The sequence below is a fragment of the Campylobacter sp. BCW_4319 genome, from assembly GCF_001764435.1.
In the GTDB taxonomy this organism is placed as follows: domain Bacteria; phylum Campylobacterota; class Campylobacteria; order Campylobacterales; family Campylobacteraceae; genus Campylobacter_D; species Campylobacter_D jejuni.
The window spans coordinates 243,724-264,698 of record NZ_MKAQ01000017.1; the positions used below are offsets into that span (position 1 = coordinate 243,724).

General features: G+C 29.6%; 21 protein-coding genes, 1 tRNA gene and 1 pseudogene. 16 read left to right on the top strand and 7 right to left on the bottom strand.

The features are described 5' to 3' along the window. The first annotated feature begins 94 nt into the window (after nt 1-94). Both AJN56_RS07165 and AJN56_RS07170 read left to right on the top strand, forming a co-directional pair. Entirely contained in the window at nt 95-694 is a 600-nt protein-coding gene (locus AJN56_RS07165; protein WP_002855731.1) for a bacteriohemerythrin, read from the top strand. A 10-nt stretch (nt 695-704) separates the two neighbouring features. Further along, nucleotides 705-953, top strand: coding sequence for a ribbon-helix-helix domain-containing protein (locus AJN56_RS07170; RefSeq protein ID WP_002853192.1), 249 nt, complete (start codon nt 705-707; stop codon nt 951-953). 90 nt (nt 954-1,043) lie between these two features. Here AJN56_RS07170 and AJN56_RS07175 read toward each other — a convergent pair. From AJN56_RS07175 to htrA, 4 genes are all read right to left on the bottom strand, one after another. Next, a tRNA-Asn gene (locus tag AJN56_RS07175) sits at nt 1,044-1,118 on the bottom strand. A gap of 92 nt (nt 1,119-1,210) precedes the next feature. Beyond that, nucleotides 1,211-2,458 carry an ArsS family sensor histidine kinase gene (locus AJN56_RS07180; RefSeq protein ID WP_002853241.1) on the bottom strand — a complete coding sequence of 416 codons (1,248 nt, stop codon included), beginning with the start codon at nt 2,456-2,458 and terminating at the stop codon, nt 1,211-1,213. After that, on the bottom strand, nt 2,455-3,129 hold the full coding sequence (locus AJN56_RS07185) for a response regulator transcription factor (RefSeq protein ID WP_002853196.1): 675 nt from the start codon (nt 3,127-3,129) through the stop codon (nt 2,455-2,457). Before AJN56_RS07185 ends, AJN56_RS07180 begins: the two co-directional genes overlap by 4 nt. Before the next feature lie 75 nt (nt 3,130-3,204). Next, nucleotides 3,205-4,623 carry a serine protease HtrA gene (gene htrA, locus AJN56_RS07190; protein WP_002868854.1) on the bottom strand — a complete coding sequence of 473 codons (1,419 nt, stop codon included), beginning with the start codon at nt 4,621-4,623 and terminating at the stop codon, nt 3,205-3,207. Between the two features lie 200 nt (nt 4,624-4,823). Between htrA and AJN56_RS07195 the strand changes: the two genes are divergently transcribed. Genes AJN56_RS07195 through AJN56_RS07230 form a run of 8 tightly spaced genes read left to right on the top strand, consistent with a single transcriptional unit; the run spans nt 4,824 to nt 12,513 of the window. Then, nucleotides 4,824-5,717: a DnaJ family protein gene (locus tag AJN56_RS07195; protein ID WP_002907589.1), complete on the top strand. Its 894-nt coding sequence runs from the start codon at nt 4,824-4,826 to the stop codon at nt 5,715-5,717. Between the two features lie 15 nt (nt 5,718-5,732). Further along, nucleotides 5,733-6,107 carry a heat shock transcriptional regulator HspR gene (hspR, locus tag AJN56_RS07200; RefSeq protein ID WP_002869071.1) on the top strand — a complete coding sequence of 125 codons (375 nt, stop codon included), beginning with the start codon at nt 5,733-5,735 and terminating at the stop codon, nt 6,105-6,107. Between the two features lie 6 nt (nt 6,108-6,113). Next, nucleotides 6,114-7,739 carry a cation:proton antiporter gene (locus AJN56_RS07205; protein WP_002859297.1) on the top strand — a complete coding sequence of 542 codons (1,626 nt, stop codon included), beginning with the start codon at nt 6,114-6,116 and terminating at the stop codon, nt 7,737-7,739. 9 nt (nt 7,740-7,748) lie between these two features. Next, nucleotides 7,749-8,081 (top strand): hypothetical protein, encoded by a 333-nt coding sequence (locus AJN56_RS07210; RefSeq protein WP_002853180.1) that lies wholly within the window; start codon nt 7,749-7,751, stop codon nt 8,079-8,081. Next, nucleotides 8,078-8,698: an HAD family hydrolase gene (locus AJN56_RS07215; protein ID WP_002854106.1), complete on the top strand. Its 621-nt coding sequence runs from the start codon at nt 8,078-8,080 to the stop codon at nt 8,696-8,698. Before AJN56_RS07210 ends, AJN56_RS07215 begins: the two co-directional genes overlap by 4 nt. Nucleotides 8,699-8,753: 55 nt before the next feature. Continuing rightward, nucleotides 8,754-10,748: a glycine--tRNA ligase subunit beta gene (gene glyS, locus AJN56_RS07220; RefSeq protein ID WP_002856319.1), complete on the top strand. Its 1,995-nt coding sequence runs from the start codon at nt 8,754-8,756 to the stop codon at nt 10,746-10,748. Continuing rightward, entirely contained in the window at nt 10,745-11,566 is an 822-nt protein-coding gene (locus AJN56_RS07225) for a M23 family metallopeptidase (RefSeq protein ID WP_002855938.1), read from the top strand. The genes glyS and AJN56_RS07225 overlap by 4 nt, the downstream gene beginning before the upstream one ends. Next, the gene (locus AJN56_RS07230; protein ID WP_002869072.1) at nt 11,563-12,513 is read left to right on the top strand and encodes an SAM-dependent methyltransferase; all 951 of its coding nucleotides are present in this window, start codon (nt 11,563-11,565) and stop codon (nt 12,511-12,513) included. Before AJN56_RS07225 ends, AJN56_RS07230 begins: the two co-directional genes overlap by 4 nt. Here AJN56_RS07230 and AJN56_RS07235 read toward each other — a convergent pair. Next, complete coding sequence (locus AJN56_RS07235) at nt 12,510-13,484, bottom strand: exopolyphosphatase (protein ID WP_070246493.1); 975 nt, start codon at nt 13,482-13,484, stop codon at nt 12,510-12,512. The genes AJN56_RS07230 and AJN56_RS07235 overlap by 4 nt on opposite strands. Nucleotides 13,485-13,539: 55 nt before the next feature. Between AJN56_RS07235 and AJN56_RS07240 the strand changes: the two genes are divergently transcribed. Both AJN56_RS07240 and pdxA read left to right on the top strand, forming a co-directional pair. Continuing rightward, nucleotides 13,540-14,328 carry a pyridoxine 5'-phosphate synthase gene (locus AJN56_RS07240; protein WP_002856096.1) on the top strand — a complete coding sequence of 263 codons (789 nt, stop codon included), beginning with the start codon at nt 13,540-13,542 and terminating at the stop codon, nt 14,326-14,328. Next, a complete protein-coding gene (gene pdxA / locus AJN56_RS07245) occupies nt 14,309-15,403 on the top strand; it encodes a 4-hydroxythreonine-4-phosphate dehydrogenase (protein WP_002855914.1) in 1,095 nt (364 codons plus the stop codon). Before AJN56_RS07240 ends, pdxA begins: the two co-directional genes overlap by 20 nt. Here pdxA and AJN56_RS07250 read toward each other — a convergent pair. Beyond that, nucleotides 15,381-16,010 (bottom strand): annotated as a pseudogene (locus AJN56_RS07250) (hypothetical protein). The gene pdxA and the pseudogene AJN56_RS07250 sit on opposite strands and share 23 nt — an antisense overlap. A gap of 95 nt (nt 16,011-16,105) precedes the next feature. Between AJN56_RS07250 and AJN56_RS07255 the strand changes: the two are divergent. From AJN56_RS07255 to AJN56_RS07270, 4 genes are all read left to right on the top strand, one after another. Then, nucleotides 16,106-17,305: an MFS transporter gene (locus AJN56_RS07255; protein ID WP_002856604.1), complete on the top strand. Its 1,200-nt coding sequence runs from the start codon at nt 16,106-16,108 to the stop codon at nt 17,303-17,305. A 55-nt stretch (nt 17,306-17,360) separates the two neighbouring features. After that, nucleotides 17,361-17,681 carry an invasion antigen CiaC gene (ciaC, locus tag AJN56_RS07260; RefSeq protein WP_002866237.1) on the top strand — a complete coding sequence of 107 codons (321 nt, stop codon included), beginning with the start codon at nt 17,361-17,363 and terminating at the stop codon, nt 17,679-17,681. Nucleotides 17,682-17,860: 179 nt separating this feature from the next. Continuing rightward, nucleotides 17,861-18,883 carry a uroporphyrinogen decarboxylase gene (hemE, locus tag AJN56_RS07265; RefSeq protein ID WP_002856507.1) on the top strand — a complete coding sequence of 341 codons (1,023 nt, stop codon included), beginning with the start codon at nt 17,861-17,863 and terminating at the stop codon, nt 18,881-18,883. Next, the gene (locus AJN56_RS07270; RefSeq protein WP_002869073.1) at nt 18,880-19,782 is read left to right on the top strand and encodes a radical SAM protein; all 903 of its coding nucleotides are present in this window, start codon (nt 18,880-18,882) and stop codon (nt 19,780-19,782) included. The genes hemE and AJN56_RS07270 overlap by 4 nt, the downstream gene beginning before the upstream one ends. On the opposite strand, the gene AJN56_RS07275 is transcribed toward AJN56_RS07270, so the two are convergent. After that, entirely contained in the window at nt 19,779-20,975 is a 1,197-nt protein-coding gene (locus AJN56_RS07275) for a hypothetical protein (RefSeq protein ID WP_002869074.1), read from the bottom strand. The genes AJN56_RS07270 and AJN56_RS07275 overlap by 4 nt on opposite strands.

A 20,975-nucleotide genomic window follows, 5' to 3' on the forward strand; every position in this document is an offset into this window, starting at 1 on the left:
TTCTTATCAATTATTTAATAAAATTTCATTTTTATTTAATTTATTTTTATCTATAATCCTTTCATACAAATAAATTTTTCCTTAAGGAGTTAAAATGCTTCCAAAATGGGATAACAGCTATAGTGTGCACAATGCTAAAATTGATGAGCAGCATAAAAAGCTTTTTAAACTTGCTGCAAAAGTTGAAGTTGTATCAGATAGATCTGTAAGTAAAAATGAAGTCAAAGAACTTTTGGCTGAATTTTTTAATTATATGAAAGATCACTTTAATGATGAAGAAAAATACATGCAGCTAATAGGCTATCCAAATTTAGAAGAACATCGAAAAATACATAAAGAAATCATCCAAACCATGATTAATTTAATCAAAGATATCAAATCAACCAATGATCTTAAAGAAAAACTTTATATAGTGGCTAAAAAGTGGCTTTTAGAACACATACTATATGAAGACATGAAAGTTGAAAAATGGAGAAGTTCTTCTTTGTCTACAGATGATGGTGGCGATATTAGCTTTGAAGCAGCAGAAGATGAAGATAATGAGCATCCACAATTTTATCTTTATACCTGTAATTGTCCTGGTAAAATTCACGATGTTCCTTATAGCATTCATCAAAAAATAGAATTACAAGGTCATAAATTTACTTGTAAAACTTGTAAACAAGCTATAAAATTTTACAAAAAATATTCTTAAGGAGGATAAAATGAAACGCAATGTAAAAACTTATTCTTTTAGAATGCCTTTAGAGCTTAAGGAGCGTTTGGATAATTTAAGTAAAAATCTTTCTAAACCAAAATCAACCATAGTAAAAGAAGCCATAGAGGCTTATCTTAATGAAGTTGAAGATTTTTCTTTTGCTGTTAATGCCCTAGAAGAACTTAAAGATGGGGATTATCAAAAGGCAAGTAAAAAAATAGATAAAATTGTCAAAAATCTTAAACAAACAAAATAAAAAACTTTATCACAATTTTTTTGTGATAAAGACTTATTAATTTTTTATATTAAAATACATTTATGAATATTAAAAATGGAGTTAAAAAAGTGGCTCCGGATGTAGGATTCGAACCTACGACCAATCGGTTAACAGCCGACTACTCTACCGCTGAGCTAATCCGGAATATTTAAAAGTAAAATGTGATTATAGTGAAATTAAAAAACTTTGTCAAGGGTTTTTTCACAAAAATGCATTTTTTATGTAAAAAAATTAATTTACTCCTTAACAATAACACTTTTTAAATTTCTAAAATAAAACAAATTTACCCCATCTTCATATAAATAATCAAGCTTCATTCCATGTGTTTCTAAAATAGTATTTACAATATAAAGCCCTAATCCAAAACTTGATTTTTGTTTTGATCCTTGAGTAAAAGCTTGAGTATAGTATTCTAAAGTATTGTTAAGCTCAGGACCACGATTTTTAAAACAAATATAATCATCTATAATATCAATTTGCACAAACCCATCTTCAGAATGTTTAATACCATTATCTATCATATTTTTAATCGCCGTAGTAAAAAGTTTAAAATCCACATTTACAAAAAAACTTTCTTCCATAAAAATACGTATATTGCTATCATCTCGCATTGCAATTTCTTTGGCTTCATCTAAAACATCTAAAATATTGTATTTTTTTCTATTTATAAAAGCAGCCCCTGAAGTAATTTGCTCAATAGCAGCAAATTCATTAATTAAAATTTCAAGTCTAGTAAAAACCCCATTTAAGCGCTCTTTATATTTATTATCTTCTATCATTTCTAAAGTTAAAAGCCCTTTAGTAATAGGAGTTTTGAGTTCATGCATAATATTTCTTAAAAAAAACTGACGAGATTGGTTTAACTTTCGAATTTGAACAATAGCTTGATAAAAAGCTTCACTTACTTGTGAAATTTCATCCACCCCAGTGCTTACATCTTCTATATCACCAAGCTTTCCTTGGGCAAATTTATCAATTTGTTTTTTAAGTCTTTTAAGTGGTTTTAATTTTTTAAATATATAAATATAAAGCAATACAAGAATACAAATCACAGCTACAGCTATAGCTTTGATAATAAAATACCTATAGGTTTGATAATCTTGATCCTTATAAAGATAAACCTTTCCATCATAAATAATATTTAAATACACCTGTCTATTATAAGAAATAATCTCGATTAAGCCATTGTTAACCTCAACCCTAGCTAAAACATCACCTCTAAAAAGAATTTTACGGATCTGCTTTGCTTCTGTTATCTCATCCATTTTATTATAATTTTTTGTCTGCTCTTCAAATTCTTTTTCACTGATAACTCCTGCAAAATTTAAGAGCCTTGCATTAGCTATCAAAGAATATTTTGTGTTTAATTCTCTAGTATAATTTTGCTGATCGTATTCTATAAGCCACAAAAAGCCAAGTATAACACTAACCCCAGCAAAAATAAAAATAAAAGTTATAGTATAAAAAATCGAAGATTTATTCATTGAGTAAGCTTATAACCTATTCCACGTATAGAGTGAATATATTTTGGAGTTTTTGGATCATCTCCCATCTTTTGACGAATTCTACTGATAATAACATCTATACTTTTATTACTAGAATCCTCACTAATAGAAGAACAATTATAAACAAGCTCTTCACGACTTACCACTCCACCCTCTTTTTTAATCAAATAGCTTAAAATATCAAATTCAGCATTAGTTAAAGTAAGCTCTTGTCCTTTCATGGTAATAATATGCTTATATTGATCATAAACAAGATCTTTTACACTTTTTGCTATGGCGCTTTTTGTATTTGAAATACGTCTTAAATGACTTTTAATACGTGCTTGTAATTCTTTTGGATTATAAGGTTTTGGTAGGTAATCATCTGCTCCAAGCTCTAAAGCATTAACCTTATCTGTAATATCATGTCTTGCGCTTGAAACAATAATAGGCGTATCATACTTTTTACGAATCTCTTCACACACTTCAAGCCCATCAAGCCCTGGCAAAGAAAGGTCTAAAATGATAAGCTGATATTCTTTTAATGCAAGCTTAGAAAGACCTATATAAGGTTCATGAGCTATATCAACTTTCATATCAAATTTTTCCAAATATTCAGCTGTAATTTCTGCTAATTCTAAATCATCTTCTATCATAAGAATATTTGTCATAGTTTTCCTTTATTTTAAACTTAATTTTAATTTTAAACTAAAATTTATAACGAAAGGAAAATCCTTCCGTTATTTTTATTTAAGCACAAGCAAAGTCGCAAAACCATTGCGATATACCCAAACTTTGGTAAATTCTTTTTTATTAACTTGTTTTAAAGCTTGTTCTAAATCTTTTAAATTTTTAATTTCACTTTGTCCAACACCTATGATAATATCACCCTCTTGGAAACCAGAATTTTTTCCTTTGCTCTTTTCTTTAACACTATCAACCAAAACACCATTAACATCTTTTGGAATTTGCAAACGATCCTTAAGTCTTGGATCTAAATTTCTCAAACTCAAACCATCAATCAAATCGCTTTGTACGCCTTTAGGATTTTCTTTTTCACCTTTAAGAATAAAACTTGCTTGCTTATTTTCTCCATCTCTTTCGTAACTTAATGAAATTTTTTGACCAATCTCTAAAGTTCCTATATAATTTTTAAGATCAATAGGACTTTTTATAACCTTATTATTAACTTTAGTAACTAAATCTCCACGCTTAAGCCCTGCTTCATCAGCACTTGAACCTTTTTGAACATCAGTGATTAAAGCTCCTTCTTGATTTTTGTAAGCTTTTTTAGTATCACCTTGCAAAGCTAAAATAGTCACACCTAAAAATCCTCTATCAATCTTGCCTTTTTCAATAAGTTTTTTAGCTATATCTTTAACCATATTTGAAGGTATGGCAAAACCTATGCCGTTATTTCCACCACCACGAGAAAGAATAGCTGAATTAATACCTACTAAATATCCGCGACTATCCACCAAAGCTCCACCTGAATTTCCTGGATTGATAGAAGCATCTGTTTGTATAAAATTTTCATATTGATTTAAACCTATATTGTCTTTATTTAAAGCAGATATTATCCCACTTGTAACACTAAAACCAACTCCAAAAGGATTTCCAAGTGCAAAAACAACATCTCCTTCCATTAAATCATCAGAATTTGTAAAAGTAATAGCTGAAAGATTATTAGCCTCTATTTTTATAACAGCCAAATCTGTTTTTGGATCTTTACCTATAAGTTTTGCTTTATATTCTATGTCGCTTCCTGGTAAATTCACTGTAATCGTATCAGCATCATCTACAACGTGATTATTTGTTACTATATAACCATCTTTTGAAATAATCACCCCTGATCCCAAAGAACTCACCACTTCTTTATCATTTTTTCCTTTTCTTTGAGGAAAATCAAAATCAAAAAATTGTTTAAAATAAGGATCATTAAAAAAATCATCCAAAGGGCTTGGACGATTTGCTCTTGTAATAGTTTTTGAGGTGGAAATATTAACCACTGATTTTTTTGCATCTTTAATAGAATCATGATAAGAAAGCACTGCATTTCCAGCAGCAGGATTCACACGATTAGCCGTTGCAGTCGATTCGTTAAAATTAATACTTGCAGCAAATAAAGCACTTGCTAAACTTAATGATAAAAAAATCTTTTTCATTTTATTTCCTTTTGTTCTTAAAGATAAATTATCTCGTAAAATATTTTACTGTCTTCATAGTATAAAACCGAAAATTTACAAAATTGTAAATAAAACCTTGAGTGATAAAAATTTATAAAACTTGATTGACTTAGGCTAAAGTTTATGTTATAATTTAATCCTCTATAATAATCAAGTAAAAATTTTTAAGGAAATATAACATGAATAGTTTATACGAAACTCTTGGAGTTAGCAAAAACGCTAGTGCAGATGAAATAAAAAAAGCTTACCGTCGCCTAGCTAGAAAATATCATCCTGATATCAACAAAGAAAAAGGTGCTGAAGAAAAATTTAAAGAAATTAATGCTGCTTATGAAATTTTAAGTGACGAAAAAAAACGAGCTCAGTATGACCAATACGGCGATTCTATGTTTGGTGGACAAAGTTTTCATGATTTTTCAAGAAATACTGGTGGGGTAAATTTGGACGATATTTTAAAAGATCTCTTTGGAGGAGGCTTTGGTGGACGCTCAAGAGGGGGTTTTAACGGCTTTTCTTCAAAAGGCTTTAGCAGTGGTTTTGGAGGATTTGGAGGTTTTGAAGAAGAAATTTTAGACAGCAATCTAGAGCTTCACATTCCTTTCGAAAAAGCTGTTAAAGGCGGGGAACATAGTTTTAATTTTCAAGGCGAAACCATTAAATTTAAAATTCCACATGGTATAAAAGAAGGTGAGAAACTAAGAATTCGCTCTAAAGGAAAACAAAGCAGAAATGGAGCTAGAGGCGATTTAATCATTATTGTAAAAATAGAAGAAAGTCCTATTTACACAAGAGAAGATGATGATTTATATCAAAAGGTTGATATTTCTTTAAAAACTGCACTTTTTGGTGGAAAAATAAATATAAAAACACTCAAAGAAGGCAAGGAAGAAGCGACAATTAACATAACGCCTAATTCAAAAAATAACCAAAAAATTCGTTTAAAAGGTTATGGGGTGCAAAATAGAAAAAGTAATATTTATGGGGATATGTATTTGAATTTAAATGTTGTTTTGCCAAATTTAGATACCCTTGATGAAAAATTTATAGAACTCTTAAAAGAAAAATTACCTTAAAGAAAGGAATAAAATATGGAACAGCATTATGATGAACCTGTATATTTAATCAGTGTTGTGGCTAAAGTTTTAAGCATACATCCACAAACCTTAAGGCAATACGAAAGAGAAGGATTGATAGAGCCAAGTAGAACCGATGGCAAAATAAGACTTTATTCTCAAAGAGATATTGACCGTATTAAACTTATATTGCGTTTAACAAGAGACATGGGAATCAATCTTGCTGGAGTAGATGTTATCTTAAAATTGAAAAACCAACTTCACGAATTTGAAAATTTAATTGATGAACTACGCTCAGAATTAAGCAAACAACAAGACAAAGAAGCGGCTAGTAAAGCCGTTGTTAAGCATAAAAATAGCTTTGATTTGATTTTTTATGAGAAAAAATAAAAAATAATGGATAATTTTTTAGAAATTTTTTTAATCACCGTTGCTATAGCTATAGTTTTAAATGTCATATTTAAAAAATTTGAAATTCCAACTATCATTGGATATATAGCTGCTGGAGAAATCATTTCTGAAATTTATCATTTAAGTGGCAAAGGCGAAATCACTCATATAGCCGAATTTGGTATAGTGTTTTTAATGTTTACCATAGGGCTTGAATTTTCTTTTAAGCATTTAATGGCAATGAAACAAGAAGTTTTTTTAAACGGCTCTTTGCAGATGCTTACTTGTGGCTTTGTTTTTATGCTACTTGCTATAGGAATTTTAGGACTTGGAGATAAAAGCGCTACTATAGTAGGCTTTGCACTAGCGCTTTCTTCAACCGCAGTGGTGCTTAAAATTTTAAATGATAATGGCGATATCAATGAGCAATATGGTAGAAAAGCATTGGGAATTTTGCTTTTTCAAGATATAGCCGTTATTCCTTTGCTTTTGCTTGTAGATATTTTTTCATCCAACAATCAAAACATAGAAAAACTCCTTTTTACCACTTTAATTTCAGCACTTATTTTAATCACTTTATTATTTTTCATAGGTAAATATCTAGTGGATAGAATTTTTAGACTCATTATCCACACTTCTTCTCAGGAAATTTTTATTAGTACTGTTTTATTTATGGTTATTGGAGCAAGTTTTTTAGCAAATTATTTTGGATTTTCTTATTCTTTGGGTGCTTTTATAGCAGGTGCTTTGATAGCAGAAACAAAATATAAACACAAAATAGAAGCGGACTTGATCCCATTTAGAGATTTGCTTTTAGGGCTTTTTTTCATAACTGTAGGCATGCAAATTCAACTTGATGTAGTGGCACAAAATTGGTTTTTAATCATAGTTTTAACCCTTCTTGTAATGGCTTTAAAATTTGGCATAGTTTTTGGCTTTTTATTTCTTTACACCAAAAAAAGAGTAGCGCTTAAAACAGCTTTTGCCATAGCTCAAATTGGCGAATTCGCCCTAGCAATTTTTTCTCTTTTACAAGCAAAAAATATGCTTGATATCAAAACTTCACAAATTTTAATTGTTGTTTCTATTTTAACCATGATTATCACGCCTTTTATTTTAAACAATATAAGAAAAATTACCAATGTTGTAGAAGATATAGCACTTAATACCAACGCTGTGCAAAATATTGACAGCAATATCAAGCTTAAAAATCATCTTGTTGTTTTTGGCTACGGACGCTTAGGACAAGAAGTCGTACAAAAAATCAAAAACACAGGCGTACCTTATCTTGTTTTAGAAAGTGATTTAAATTTAGTAGAACTTGGAGTTAGTCGAGGTGAAAATGTCGTTTTTGCCAATGCTGCTCAAGAAGAAACCTTAAAAATTGCCAATATAGAAGAATGTGCCGTAGCTATTATCACAGTTACAAATGAAGCTAAACTTGAAATTTTATGTCAAGTGCTAGCTAATTATCCAAAACCTATAGACACCATCATTCATGTAAATGGAACTTTAAAAAAGATGCTTTTTTCTAGCATAGATGAAAATATACGCATCATTCGCTCTGAAAAAGTAATCGCTAGAAATTTAGTTCAAGAAGCGCTAGAATGCCGCATTCATAAAAATACCTAAGGAAGAATTTTGACAAAAAATGAAGAAAAAGCCTTACGCGTAAAATACCTAAGAAATCTTGAAAAATTTTTCAATGGCGCTATATCTGCACTTAAAAAAGAAGATTTTGATAAAACTAAATTTGAAGAAAGAATGTTAAAAAATGCTAAATTTTTTGAAAAAAATCCCGCGGTAAATCTTAACTCAACTTACGCAAAAAATCTTGAATTTTTTGTCAATGCTTGTTTAGATTTTTCCAAAGAAAAAAGCGAACTTTTAAATCTTGCCAATGCTTTAGATAAGCAAAAAAAACAAGGTGAGAAAAAAGAAAAACACAAAAATTATTTAAAGGATTATGAATGATTAATGTATTTTTTGATATGGATGGAACTTTGATCGATAGTGCAAATGCCATTTCTTGTGCAGTTAATGAAATAAGGCAGGATTTAAACCTAGCCCCACTTTCAAGAGAAATCATTATGCAAACCATCAATACTCCCAATATTGACTGGGCAAAAGAACTTTATAATATAGAAAATTTCCATCATTCTAGTTTTAAAGAAGGCTATGAAAAATATTTTGTCAAACACTATGAACAAAGCGTGGTACTTTTTGAAGGAGTGAAAGAACTTTTAGAATTTTTAAAAAACAAAAATTGTTTTTTAGCTATTGCTACTAACGCCCCGCAAAGCTCACTTTCAAGCATACTTAAAAAACATCAAATCATTCCTTATTTTGATAAAATTTTAGGCGTAAGTTTAGGCATAGAACCCAAACCTCATCCTATGATGCTAGAGCTTTTAAAAAGTGAGGCTCCATATAAAACAAGCGTTTTTATAGGGGATAGTCAAAAAGATAAAGAATGTGCTAAAAATGCTAATTTGCCTTATTTTCATGCCAAATGGTATCAAAAAGATTTAAAAGAAAATGAATTTAGCAACGCTAGTGAGCTTAAAGGCTTTTTGCAAAAGTATTTATAAGTTTTTTAATGGAATTTTAGTTAAAATTAGAAATAAATTTTAAAAAGAGTAAATTATGAGTGAATTATTAATAGAAATTGGCACAGAAGAATTACCTGCTATTCCTTTGCTAAAAGAATTAGCTAATATAGAAAAAAAATGGAAAAATATTTTAGAAGAATACCGCTTGGTAAGTGATTTTAAATTTTATTATACTCCGCGTCGTTTAGTTTTTTTTCATGAAAATTTTGCAGAAAAACAAGAAGATAGCTTTGCTGAATTTATAGGAGCACCTAAAAATGTCGCCTATAAAGATGGGGTTTTAACTCCTGCGGGGCAAAGCTTCCTACAAAAAGCAGGGATCAGTGAAAATGAACTCACTTTTAAAGAAATCAAAGGCAAGGAAGTTTTATACCATCAAAAAGCTATTAAAGGTTTACAAAGTCAAGAAATTTTAGGAGAAATGATAGAAAAATTTCTAAAAAGTCTTAGTTTTGGCAAAAGTATGCGCTGGGGTGCAAATTCTTTTGAATTCATCCGTGCGATCCGTTCTATAGCTTGCATTTTAAATGATGAACTTGTAAATTTTCAAAGTTATGGGGTAAAAAGTGCTAAAAAAACTTTCATTCACAGAAGTGTAAGTTATGATTTGCAAGATTTTAACAATGCAAAAGAATATTTTGAACTACTAGAAAAAAACTATATTATCCTTGATCCAATCAAAAGAAAAGAAAAAATACTTGAGCAATTTAAACTCATAGAAAGTCAAAAAAATATACAAATTGGAGAGGATGAAGAACTTTTAGCTGAAGTAGTTGCTATCACAGAATACCCTAATGCACTTTTAGGAAGCTTTGAAGAAGAATTTTTAGAAATTCCTAGCGAAGTAATCATCACTTCAATGAGAGAAAATCAACGTTATTTTGCAGTTTTTAACGATAAAGGCTTAAGTAATCATTTTATAGTAGTAAGCAATGCAGTATGTAAAGATTATTCAAAAATCATACATGGAAATGAAAGAGTTTTGCGTGCAAGACTTAGCGATGCAATGTTTTTTTATCAAAATGATTTACAAAATGGTTTAAAACCTGAAAAACTTGCCAAAATGACCTATCTTGAAGGTTTAGGCACAATGCAAGATAAAAGTTTAAGAGAGATTAAAATTGCTGAAATTTTATGTCAAATGCTTCATAATGATAAAATCGAAAATATCAGCACAGCACTAAAATACGCCAAAGCAGACTTAGCCACACAAATGGTTTATGAATTTACTGATTTGCAAGGCATTATGGGAAGTTATTATGCGCAAAAAATGGGCTTAGATTATGAAATTTGCTTAGCCATCAAAGAACAATATCTTCCTAATTCCGAACAAGCTCCACTTCCAAGCACGGAATTTTCAAGCATAGTAGCCCTTGCAAACAAGCTTGATACCCTTATAGGACTTTTTAGCATAGGAAAAATTCCAAGCGGAACAAAGGATCCTTATGCCTTAAGAAGAGCAGCCAATGGGATCATTAAAATCGCTCTAAATTTAAATAAAGAATTTGATATCCAAATTTTATTAGAAAAACTTTCAAGTCATTATAAAAGCTTTGATATGCAAATTTTAAAAGATTTTATTTTTGAAAGACTTTATACTTTTTATACGGTCAATGCTTCTTTTGTAAAAGCGGTTTTAAGCTCACAAAATACAGATCTTATCCATATCAATCAAAGCGTAAATGCTCTTATAGAACTTAGCAAAAAAGACAATTTTAATGAAAATTTTGCAACCTTTAAAAGACTGGCCAATATCGCCACTAAAAATCCTCATAAAGTTGATGAAAGTCTTTTTGTTCAAGAAGCAGAAAGCAAACTTTACAAAGCTTTTCAAGAAAAAACTAAAGCCAACTCTTTACAAGAAAAACTTGAAAATCTTTTTGCACTTAAGCCTTTTATTGATGAGTTTTTTAATCAAGTGATGATTAATGCTGAAGATGAAAAACTTAAAAATAATCGCCAAGCTTTGGTTTATGAAATTTATGCGGAGTTTTTAAAAATCGCCGATCTTAAAGAGTTAAGTCTATGAAAGCCTTATGGCTTTTTTTAAGCCTTACTCTTTGGCTTTTTGGAGCTCAAAATTTAGAACTCATCAAAGGTCAAGCTTTATTTTTGGAACTAGATAAGAAAGATTTTTTATCTTTGAAAAATAATGATAAAAATATTCCCACTTTTGCACATCCTAAAAATCAAGAAAAAATTCTAGCTATTTTTTCCTTACCTTACAAAAATCCCCCACAAAACACCAAACTTATCGCATTTTATAAAGATAAAAAAGAAGAAATTTTCATAAAAACTTTAGAAGGTAATTATAAAAGTGAAAAATTGCAAGTTGAAAACAAAAAGATTTTTCCACCAAAAACCGTACAAGAACGCATCGCTAAAGAATTAAAAGAAGCCAATGCGATTTATAGTTCTTATACTCCAAAAGCTTTATTTAACGGTGCTTTTAACATACCTTTAAATTCTTTTATCACAAGTGATTTTGGCAAAGCAAGAACTTTTAATGAAAAAGTAGCAAGTTATCATAGTGGAACGGACTTTAGAGCCGCTATAGGAACACCTATTTATGCAGCCAACTCAGGCATAGTAAAAATTGCAAAAGATCGTTATTTCGCAGGAAATTCGGTAGTCGTTGATCATGGTTTTGGAATTTATTCACAATACTATCATCTTTCTAAAATCGATGTTAAAGTGGGACAAAAGATAAAAAAAGGCGAACTTATAGGACTTAGCGGAGCTAGTGGTAGGGTAAGTGGACCGCATTTGCATTTTGGAATTTTAGCTGGAGGCAAACAAGTTGATCCTTTGGATTTTGTATCCAAATTTAATGCTATTTTTCGATGAAATTTAGTGACTTTTTCCATGCTTGGCTACATGAAAGCTATTATAAAAATGCTGTAAGTATAGGAAAAAATGGGGATTTTTTTACTGCTGTTAGCGTAGGAAATCTTTTTGGCACACTTTTAGCCAAGCATTTTTTAAATTTAATAGATAAAAAAATTTTGCAACCCCCTTTAGAACTTGTAGAAATAGGTGCCAATGAAGGCTATTTAAGTCGTGATTTTTTAGCCGCTTTACTTGAATTAAGGCCTGAAATTTTTTCTCAAATTTCTTTTTTCGTCATAGAACCACATGAAAAATTAAAAAATTTACAAAAAAAGACTTTAGAAGGAGTGGAATTTACTCACAAAAATAGTCTTAAAGAATGCCATTTTAAGAACGCTTTTTTCTTTTGCAATGAACTTTTTGATAGTTTTACCTGCGAACTTATAAATCATGATAAAATAGCATTTGTAGAAAATTTTAAACTTATTTTTAAAAATATGGATGAAAATTTGATCACAAAATGCAAAGCTTTAAATCTTACAAAAGGCGAACTCAGCTTAGAGCTTGAAAAATTTTTTAAAGATTTAGATCAAGCTTGCGAGAGATTTATATTTGCGGGATTTGACTATGGAACTTTCAATGCGCAAAATTTTAGCTTAAGAATCTATCAAAAACACGAAGTTTTTAGCCCTTTTGAAGTATCGTTAAAAGATTTTTTCGGCAAAAGCGATCTAACTTATAATGTTAATTTTACTCATCTTCAAAAACTCATCAAAGAATATGATTTCAAGCCTTTAGCTTTTAAAAAACAAAGTCTTGCTTTAATGGATTTTGGTTTTGAAGATTTATTGGAATACACAAAAAATAAAAACATTAAAACTTACGAAAGTTTTTTATCTCAAGCTAAAATTTTATTTTTTAATTTTGATGAAAAATTTCATTTTTTCGAATTTCAAAAAAACTAAAATTTTATATTTTTCATACTTGCTAAACAAACTCCCTCCCTTAAACCCTCATCAATGACTAGAAGTTTATGTTTATCAAACAAAGCATAAAACAGCAAACAACCTGCACTCAAATAATTTTTTCTCATCATACCTACTTCTTTTATAGCCTTTTTTTCTTCCATATGAAAAAGTTTAATAGCATAATTTAAAAAATCCTTATGGCAAAGTTTTTTACCATTTACTCTAGTTACTTCATACTTTTCATAGCTTATATTTTGTTTTAATGCGCTAAGTGTAGTAGGAACTCCGGAATTTAAAACCACCGTTTTAACTCCTAAAGAATGAAGCTCCTTTTTAATCGTAGCTACCTCATCAAAAGCCCTAAAAGCTAAATGCTTTAAATAGGGATTTGCAATTAAAAAATGAATTTTAAGTTTTTTATCTTTAATATTGATGATAAATTTAGGATATTTTTTTATCAATTTTTTGTAAGAAATACAAGATTTATAATAAGAATGGCAATTTTTTTCATAAAAACTAATAATACCAAAATCAAAACTTTTAAAACTTTTTCCAAAAGAAAGCTCACAAGAAGCCCCTCCTAAATCACAATACGCAAACTCTCCCCAAATTTTAAACCTTCTTAAACCTGATTGCATACCTAAAACACTGATCTTAGCTTCACTTTTGGCATCTATAAGCTTAAAATCAATCCCAAATTCTTCTTTTAAATGGGCAAAAATTTCATTTGTATTACTTGCCTTTCTAAAAGCTGCAGTCGCTACAGCTCTTGCTTTGCTTAAATCTTGCTCTTTAGCTAAAATACTCAAAGCATTTTTTAATCTTTGTATGGCTTCTTTAGAAATTTCTCCACTTTGATTTAGATTTTTCGCTGCCCCAATAACAAATTCATATTCTTTTAATTTATTTAATTTTTCATCCATTTGTACTGCTCTTAAAGTATTTGAACCAAGATCTATACCTAACATGACTTTCCTTGTTTGATTTTATAGTATAATAGCAAAAAAGTTCTAAAGGAAAAATATGCTTTTAGGTGTAAATATCGATCATATCGCAGTGTTAAGACAAGCTAGAATGGTAAATGATCCTGATCTTTTAGAGGCTGCTTTTATAGCAGCTAAACACGGAGATCAAATCACTTTGCATGTAAGAGAAGATCGCCGTCATGCTCAGGATTTTGACTTGGAAAATATCATAAAATTTTGCAAAAGCCCTATCAATTTAGAATGTGCTTTAAATGATGAAATTTTAAATTTAGCTCTTAAACTCAAACCCCACCGCGTTACTTTAGTGCCTGAAAAAAGAGAAGAGCTTACTACAGAAGGGGGACTTTGTTTAAATCATGCTAAATTAAAACAAAGCATAGAAAAACTTCAAAATGCAAACATTGAAGTTTCACTTTTTATCAATCCTAGTTTAGAAGATATAGAAAAATCAAAAATTTTAAAAGCCCAATTTATAGAGCTTCATACAGGACATTATGCGAATTTACACAACGCACTTTTTAGCAATATCTCTCATACTGCTTTTGCCTTAAAAGAACTTGGTCAAGATAAAAAAACCTTGCAAACTCAATTTGAAAAAGAATTGCAAAATTTAGAACTCTGTGCCAAAAAAGGCACAGAACTTGGCTTAAAAGTAGCCGCAGGACATGGTTTAAATTACAAAAATGTAAAACTCATAGTAAAAATTAAAGAAATTTGTGAGCTAAATATAGGACAAAGCATTGTAGCAAGATCTGTATTTACAGGACTTAAAAACGCTATTTTAGAAATGAAAGAACTTATAAAAGATGAAAAAACTAGCCATTAGTATAGGCGATATAAACAGCATAGGACTTGAAATTTTAGTGCGTTCTCATGAAGAACTAAGCAAAATCTGCACACCTTTTTATTTTATCCACGAAAGCTTACTTAATAAAGCTTTAAAACTTTTAAATTTAAAACTTTTTAATGCAAAAATCGTAGCTTTTAAAGATGACAAAGACTATGAGTTTAATTTTATAAAAAAAGAAAATTCTCTTGAAATTTACTCTTTTTGCCTTCCTTTAGGCTTTAAAGTGGATGAAAATTTTGAAATCCAAGCCGGAGAAATAGATGCAAAAAGTGGACTTTATGGTTTTTTAAGCTTTAAGGCGGCAAGTTATTTTGTCTATGAAAAACACGCCCATGCCTTACTTACTCTACCTATACACAAAAAAGCTTGGGAAGATGCAGGACTTAAATACAAAGGACACACCGATGCTTTAAGGGATTTTTTTAAAAAAAATGCCATTATGATGTTAGGTTGCAAAGAACTTTTTGTAGGGCTTTTTAGCGAACATATACCTTTAGCTAAAGTGAGTAAAAAAATCACTTTTAAAAATTTAAGTATCTTTTTAAAAGATTTTTACAAAGAAACGCATTTTAAAAAAATGGGACTTTTAGGTTTTAATCCTCACGCTGGAGATTATGGAGTTATAGGTGGAGAAGAAGAAAAGATCATGGAAAAAGCTATAGCCTTTGTCAATGCCTTTTTACACTCTAAAAAAGATGAAAAATTTTTCAAAAAAGCCTTAAAAGATGAAAATTTACAAAAAGAATTGCTTTTAAATTTTAAAGGCAAGGGCGTTTATCTACCCTATCCTTTAGTAGCTGATACAGCTTTTACCAAGGCTGGTTTAAAAAACTGCAATCGTTTAGTGGCTATGTATCACGATCTTGCCCTTGCTCCTTTAAAGGCCTTGTATTTTGATAAAAGCATCAATGTGAGTTTAAATTTACCCATCATACGCGTTAGCGTTGATCATGGCACGGCCTTTGATAAGGCCTATAAAAATGCTAAAATCAACACTAAAAGTTATTTTGAAGCGGCTAAATTTGCAATCAATTTAAATTCCAAAGCTTAAATTTAGCCCTAGAATCAATCAAATCTTCTTTAGCCAAGCTGTCTATAAAATCTTGCAAATCTTTGTTGGTATTTAAACTTTGAGTGAGTAAATTTTCATATTTATCAACTTTATTTTTAAAAATTTGCTCTAAAACTTCTTTAGTCTTTATATCTTTTTTTGCTCTTTGCGTAAGCTCTAATAAAGCTTTAGCATAAGCTTCTTGCATGCAATCACTTGCATTGAGTAAAGGTAAAATAGGATTTTCCCCTGCTTTTGTGTTTTGCATATTTTTTATACAAATTTTTCTTTCTTTAATCATCTTTTTTGAAATAGCTTTAAAATCTTTTTTTGTCTTTTTATCTGCTTTTTTTGAAATATTTTAATACAAACTACTATAAATGTTATCTACTAAAGCAAGTTTTTTATTCTCAAATTCATTACGCACGCCAATTTCATTACATATCATAAGCTCATCATCACTTTTGCCATCATCTTTCACCTTAGAACAATCAAAACTAGGTTTTACCTCATCTTTATAAATAAGCTCATCAAAACTCAAAGCCCCTAAACTCACCAAACTTAAACCGAGCAATAAAATAATTTTTTCATTATTTACCTTTAAAATTTTTATTTTATTTTAACAAAAATATTTTGATTTTTTTAAGGAAATTAACCCTTTATTTTATTATAATGCGTTTTTATTTTTATAAGGAAATTAAAATGCAAAATTACAAAAAAGCTCTTTTTGCACTAGCTCTTAGTGCTTTTTGTATGGGTGTAACCGAATTTGTCATGGCAGGAGTTTTGGTTGATGTTGAAGCGTATTTTAGCGTAGATGCAAAAACTGCGGGCTATCTTACAACCTTATATGCTATAGGTGTTGTTATAGGTGCTCCTCTTATTACTATACCTTTAAGTCGTTTTCACAGACATACACAACTTTTAATCAATCTTGGAATTTTTGCTTTAGCAAATTTCATTATCTTTTTTAGCCAAAATTTCTATCTTACAGCGTTTGCACGTTTTGTAGCAGGAACACAGCATGGGGTGTTTTTTGTCATTGCTACCTTAGCTGTAAGTGCTATAGTACCTAATGATAAAAAATCAAGTGCTCTAGCTATAATGGTCACAGGACTTACCGTAGCCTTAGTTACTGGAGTACCACTTGGAACTTTTATAGGACATTATTTTGGCTTTAAATTTATCTTTTTACTTATTTTTATCATTACAAGCCTAGCATTTTTTGGAGTATGGCATATGATGCCCAAAAATTTACATCCTAGTCCAACCAGTCTTAAAAATCTAATCCCTGCTTTTTCGCATCAAAATTTGTTAAAAACTTATACTATAACCATTTGTAGTTGTGGGGCTCAATTCGTTCTTTACACTTATTTGCAAAAATTACTTGTAGAAATAAGCGGTTTTAAAGTCCAAGATACAGCTTATATCTTGCTTTTATATGGAATTTGTGCAATTTGTGGGAATTTATGGGGCGGAAAAATAGTAGATAAAAAAGGTGCTATTTTTTCCTTGCGTCTTATTTTAAGCATACAAGTTCTAGTATTTTTAAGCGTATTTCTCACCATGCATTCTAAAATTTTAATCATTTTTAGCGTAGCTTTGATAGGATTTTTTGCCTTTTCCACTATACCTGCGCTAAAAATGCTTAGCATTGCTAAAGCTAAACGCCATACTTATAAAGTCATAGACAGCACAGTAAGTGTGAATGAAGCAGCTTTTAATGTAGGCATAGCTTTAGCAAGTTTTTTAGGTGGGATTGTTTTAGCAGGATTGGGTATAGAATTTAATGCTTTATTTTCGGCACTTTTTGTAAGCCCTGCTTTGATTTTTGCCTTACTTTTTGCCAAAGATAAATTAAATTATAAAAAATTTCAAAGAAAAAGTTTAAAAAAGATATAAATTGGAATAGAAATTGCTTGTTTGTTTAATGTAAAGTTAAATAAAGGAGGAGAAAATGGTAGTAGATAATACTCAAAAAACATCAAATGCTATTTTTAGCACCACAACAAAGGTTAAAGAGAAAAATACTTCAGCAGATGAATTTCAAGCCACATTAAATGAAGTAAAAAACAAAGAAGAAAAGGAAGAAGAAAAAACAAGCTCAAGCAAATTTACTAATGAGGACATTGATCTTGGTGCTGTTAGAGAAGATTTTAGATCTTATGCTTGGCAAAAAATGAGAGAAGATCAATACAAAAAAAATGAGGAGACTTTGCTAAATAAGCTTTTTGCTACAATTGACGCAGGAAATGCCACAAACAATACAAAGGCTTAATATACAAATCAAAACTCAAACTACACAAACGAGAATTCCAATAATTCTCGTAAAATTTCTCATAACTCTGGATAAAATGAAAAAATTTATTATTTCCTCCATATGAAGAAAATATAGAAAAATTGACCAATTTAATTTATCAAATTCTGTTATAATTTTGCTAAAAACAAAGGAAAATAATGATTTTTATTGATGCTTGCTTTAAAAAACCTACACCCTACACCCCTATTTGGATGATGCGTCAAGCAGGAAGATATTTGCCAGAATATATGGAAGTAAGAAAACAAGCGGGTGATTTTCTCTCTTTATGCAAAGACTATAAAAAAGCTTCTGAAGTTTCTTTACAGCCTATTGATATTTTAGATGTAGATGCAGCAATCATTTTTTCAGATATCTTAGTTGTTCCTCTTGAAATGGGTATGAATTTACGTTTTGAAAAAGGAGAAGGGCCTATTTTTGATAATCCTATTTCAACCCTAGAAGACTTAGAAAAACTTGACGATCAAAATGCACATAAAAAATTAAATTATGTCTATGATGCCTTAAAGCTTACAAGAGAAAAATTATCTCAAAACAAGGCTTTAATAGGATTTTGCGGAAGCCCTTGGACTATAGCTACCTATATGATAGAAGGAAGTGGAAGTAAAAATTATGCAAAGTGTAAAAAAATGCTTTATCAAAACCCAGAACTTTTACATAAAATTCTAAATAAACTAACTCAAGTTTTAAAACTTTATTTAGAAGAGCAAATTAAAGCAGGTGCTAATGCTATACAAATTTTTGATAGCTGGGCAAGTGCTTTAGAATATGATAAGTTTTTTGAATTCTCTTTTAATTATATGCTTGAAATTTCAAATTTTATTAAAAGCAAATACCCAAATATACCTGTAATTTTATTCCCTAAAGGCATTAGCGGTTATTTGGATAGAATCGATGGCAATTTTGATGTTTTTGGGGTTGATTGGAGCACCCCGCTTGATTTAGCACGTGATAAACTATCACACAAATACACTCTTCAAGGCAACATGGAGCCTTGCAGACTTTATGATAAAAATGCCATCAAAGAAGGAGTGGAAAAAATACTAAAAACCATGCAAAATAAAGCTCATATTTTCAACTTAGGACATGGGATCTTGCCTGATATTCCTGTTGAAAATGCAAAATATTTTATCAAGCTTGTACAAGAAAGTTCAGCTAAATGAAAATACTCTTTGGTCCTGTTAGCTCTAGGCGTTTTGGAAGATCTTTGGGTATAGATTTAAGCCCTAGTAAAAAACAATGCAATTTTGATTGTGTTTACTGCGAGCTTGATCCAAAAAAAGCCCAAGAAAAACAAGATGAAATTATCAGCATATATAAAATTATCTCTGAAGTTAAAGCTATGCTTGAAAAAAATGTTGAATTTGATTTTCTTACCCTTACTGCCAACGGAGAGCCTAGTCTTTATCCTCATTTAAATGAGCTTATTTTATCTTTACGCAGCATTGCTAAAGATAAAAAATTGCTTATTTTAAGCAATGGCACAGCTGTATTAGACGAAGACAAATTTAATGCTTTGCTAAAACTAGATGTGGTCAAATTTAGCCTAGATAGTGCAGTTGCTAAAACTTTTTATCGTATTGATAGAGCTTTAAAAAACATAGATTTAGAAAAAATGATAGAAAAAATGGCAGATTTTAGAGCTAGATTTAACGGAGATTTGATTATGGAAATTCTAGTTGTTAAAGATCTTAATGACAACGAAGAAGAATTTGAAGCACTTAATCAAGCTTTAAAAAAAATCATGCCTTTAAGGGTTGATCTAAGCACCATAGATAGACCTCCTGCTTATGCCGTTAAAAAAGTAAGCGAAGAAAAACTTTTAGAACTTTCTAAACTTATAGATTCTACTCCTGTACTCTTAGCCAAAAGACATTATGAAGGTGAAAAACTAAGCTTCAATGAAGAAGAATTATTAAAAATGCTTCATTTGCGCTCACAAAGCGAAATAGACATTGAAGTGAAATTTGATGAACAATCCAAAACTCTCTTAAATCAACTTATCAAAGAAAAAAAGGTAAAAATTCTCGATTTAGCTGGAGTTAAATTTTATAAAGCTTAGGCCTTTGGTAAATACTTTCTAAGTAAAGTTATAAGATCATTTCTACTTACATCACTTAAAACTTCACTCACACAATCAAAATCCCTAACTTTTTCCTTTGAAAAAAAGATGATATGGCTTTGTGGATGCTGTTTTTTATAAGCACTTAGCAAATTTCTCATTTGCTCAAGATCAAATTTAATTAATTCATAATCAAGTAAAATCAAACGATAAGTCTCCTTGCTTAATTCTTGTTTTAATTGACTAAAAGAATTTATACATATATTTTTATCACATTGTTTTTCTATTATATTAAAAAACAAGGTTGCATCAAAATCATTTTGTTTAAAAAGCAATACATTATTTTGATAAGGGGTTTTAAATTTTAAAGTGCAAACCTTATCAAGCTTGTTTTGCAAAATATTTTCAAGATCTTTTTTTTCAAAAGGTAAAGTTAAAAAATACTCATAATGTGTATTTTTATGCCGACCCATCACTATAAAATCATAATTTTTCTTTACATTTTTATTGAAAATTTTATCCTTGATAAAAATCAAATGAAAGTCATTAACATCAAAACTTAAATTTTTAAAACAAGTGCTTTCTATGCCAAAATACGAAAGTAAATTTGCAAGTAAAAAATTCTCAAGCTCATCATTATTAACTATAGCCACACTTGCTTCAAATTGCAAAACCTTTCCATGAGATGTCCCTATAATGCTTTTATGATGCTCTAAAGCCTCATTTAATTCTAATCTAATTTGATCTTTTTGAGAATTTAAGGCATTTAAAATCAAAGAATTAATTTCTTTATTATACCCTTCATTTAAGCAACGCATTGCATTGGATATATTTCCAAGCTGATATAAATTTTCCTCCAATAAATGCAAATATCTATCTTTTTCATGGGATGTTTTAGTTAAATTTTGACCCGTAGTTTCAAATTTTTCCTTTAACAAATCAAGCACGCTATCAACATCAATCTTTTTTTGAAAATTTAAAAAATCATTTTGCATGTAAAAAATTTTTTGATATATTTTGTTTATATTTCTATTTTGTCTAAAAGCAAAAATAAAAAGTGTTAAAGATAAAACAAAAATGCTAGAAAACATACCTATTTTCAGTTGTTCAGCAACACTATCAAGCTTTGAGATATCAATACTTAAATACGCTAAAATTAGATTAAAAATAAAAATTATCCCTGCTAATATCAA

What these genes read in the sequence shown, in the direction of transcription:
- AJN56_RS07180 (WP_002853241.1), bottom strand. Translation starts at nt 2,458, where the DNA reads ATGAATAAATCTTCGATTTTTTATACTATAACTTTTATTTTTATTTTT.
- AJN56_RS07205 (WP_002859297.1), top strand. Translation starts at nt 6,114, where the DNA reads ATGGATAATTTTTTAGAAATTTTTTTAATCACCGTTGCTATAGCTATA.
- pdxA (WP_002855914.1), top strand. Translation starts at nt 14,309, where the DNA reads ATGAAAAAACTAGCCATTAGTATAGGCGATATAAACAGCATAGGACTT.
- AJN56_RS07225 (WP_002855938.1), top strand. Translation starts at nt 10,745, where the DNA reads ATGAAAGCCTTATGGCTTTTTTTAAGCCTTACTCTTTGGCTTTTTGGA.
- AJN56_RS07165 (WP_002855731.1), top strand. Translation starts at nt 95, where the DNA reads ATGCTTCCAAAATGGGATAACAGCTATAGTGTGCACAATGCTAAAATT.
- hemE (WP_002856507.1), top strand. Translation starts at nt 17,861, where the DNA reads ATGATTTTTATTGATGCTTGCTTTAAAAAACCTACACCCTACACCCCT.
- AJN56_RS07170 (WP_002853192.1), top strand. Translation starts at nt 705, where the DNA reads ATGAAACGCAATGTAAAAACTTATTCTTTTAGAATGCCTTTAGAGCTT.
- AJN56_RS07215 (WP_002854106.1), top strand. Translation starts at nt 8,078, where the DNA reads ATGATTAATGTATTTTTTGATATGGATGGAACTTTGATCGATAGTGCA.
- glyS (WP_002856319.1), top strand. Translation starts at nt 8,754, where the DNA reads ATGAGTGAATTATTAATAGAAATTGGCACAGAAGAATTACCTGCTATT.
- AJN56_RS07270 (WP_002869073.1), top strand. Translation starts at nt 18,880, where the DNA reads ATGAAAATACTCTTTGGTCCTGTTAGCTCTAGGCGTTTTGGAAGATCT.
- htrA (WP_002868854.1), bottom strand. Translation starts at nt 4,623, where the DNA reads ATGAAAAAGATTTTTTTATCATTAAGTTTAGCAAGTGCTTTATTTGCT.
- AJN56_RS07230 (WP_002869072.1), top strand. Translation starts at nt 11,563, where the DNA reads ATGAAATTTAGTGACTTTTTCCATGCTTGGCTACATGAAAGCTATTAT.
- AJN56_RS07240 (WP_002856096.1), top strand. Translation starts at nt 13,540, where the DNA reads ATGCTTTTAGGTGTAAATATCGATCATATCGCAGTGTTAAGACAAGCT.
- hspR (WP_002869071.1), top strand. Translation starts at nt 5,733, where the DNA reads ATGGAACAGCATTATGATGAACCTGTATATTTAATCAGTGTTGTGGCT.
- AJN56_RS07185 (WP_002853196.1), bottom strand. Translation starts at nt 3,129, where the DNA reads ATGACAAATATTCTTATGATAGAAGATGATTTAGAATTAGCAGAAATT.
- ciaC (WP_002866237.1), top strand. Translation starts at nt 17,361, where the DNA reads ATGGTAGTAGATAATACTCAAAAAACATCAAATGCTATTTTTAGCACC.
- AJN56_RS07195 (WP_002907589.1), top strand. Translation starts at nt 4,824, where the DNA reads ATGAATAGTTTATACGAAACTCTTGGAGTTAGCAAAAACGCTAGTGCA.
- AJN56_RS07255 (WP_002856604.1), top strand. Translation starts at nt 16,106, where the DNA reads ATGCAAAATTACAAAAAAGCTCTTTTTGCACTAGCTCTTAGTGCTTTT.
- AJN56_RS07235 (WP_070246493.1), bottom strand. Translation starts at nt 13,484, where the DNA reads ATGTTAGGTATAGATCTTGGTTCAAATACTTTAAGAGCAGTACAAATG.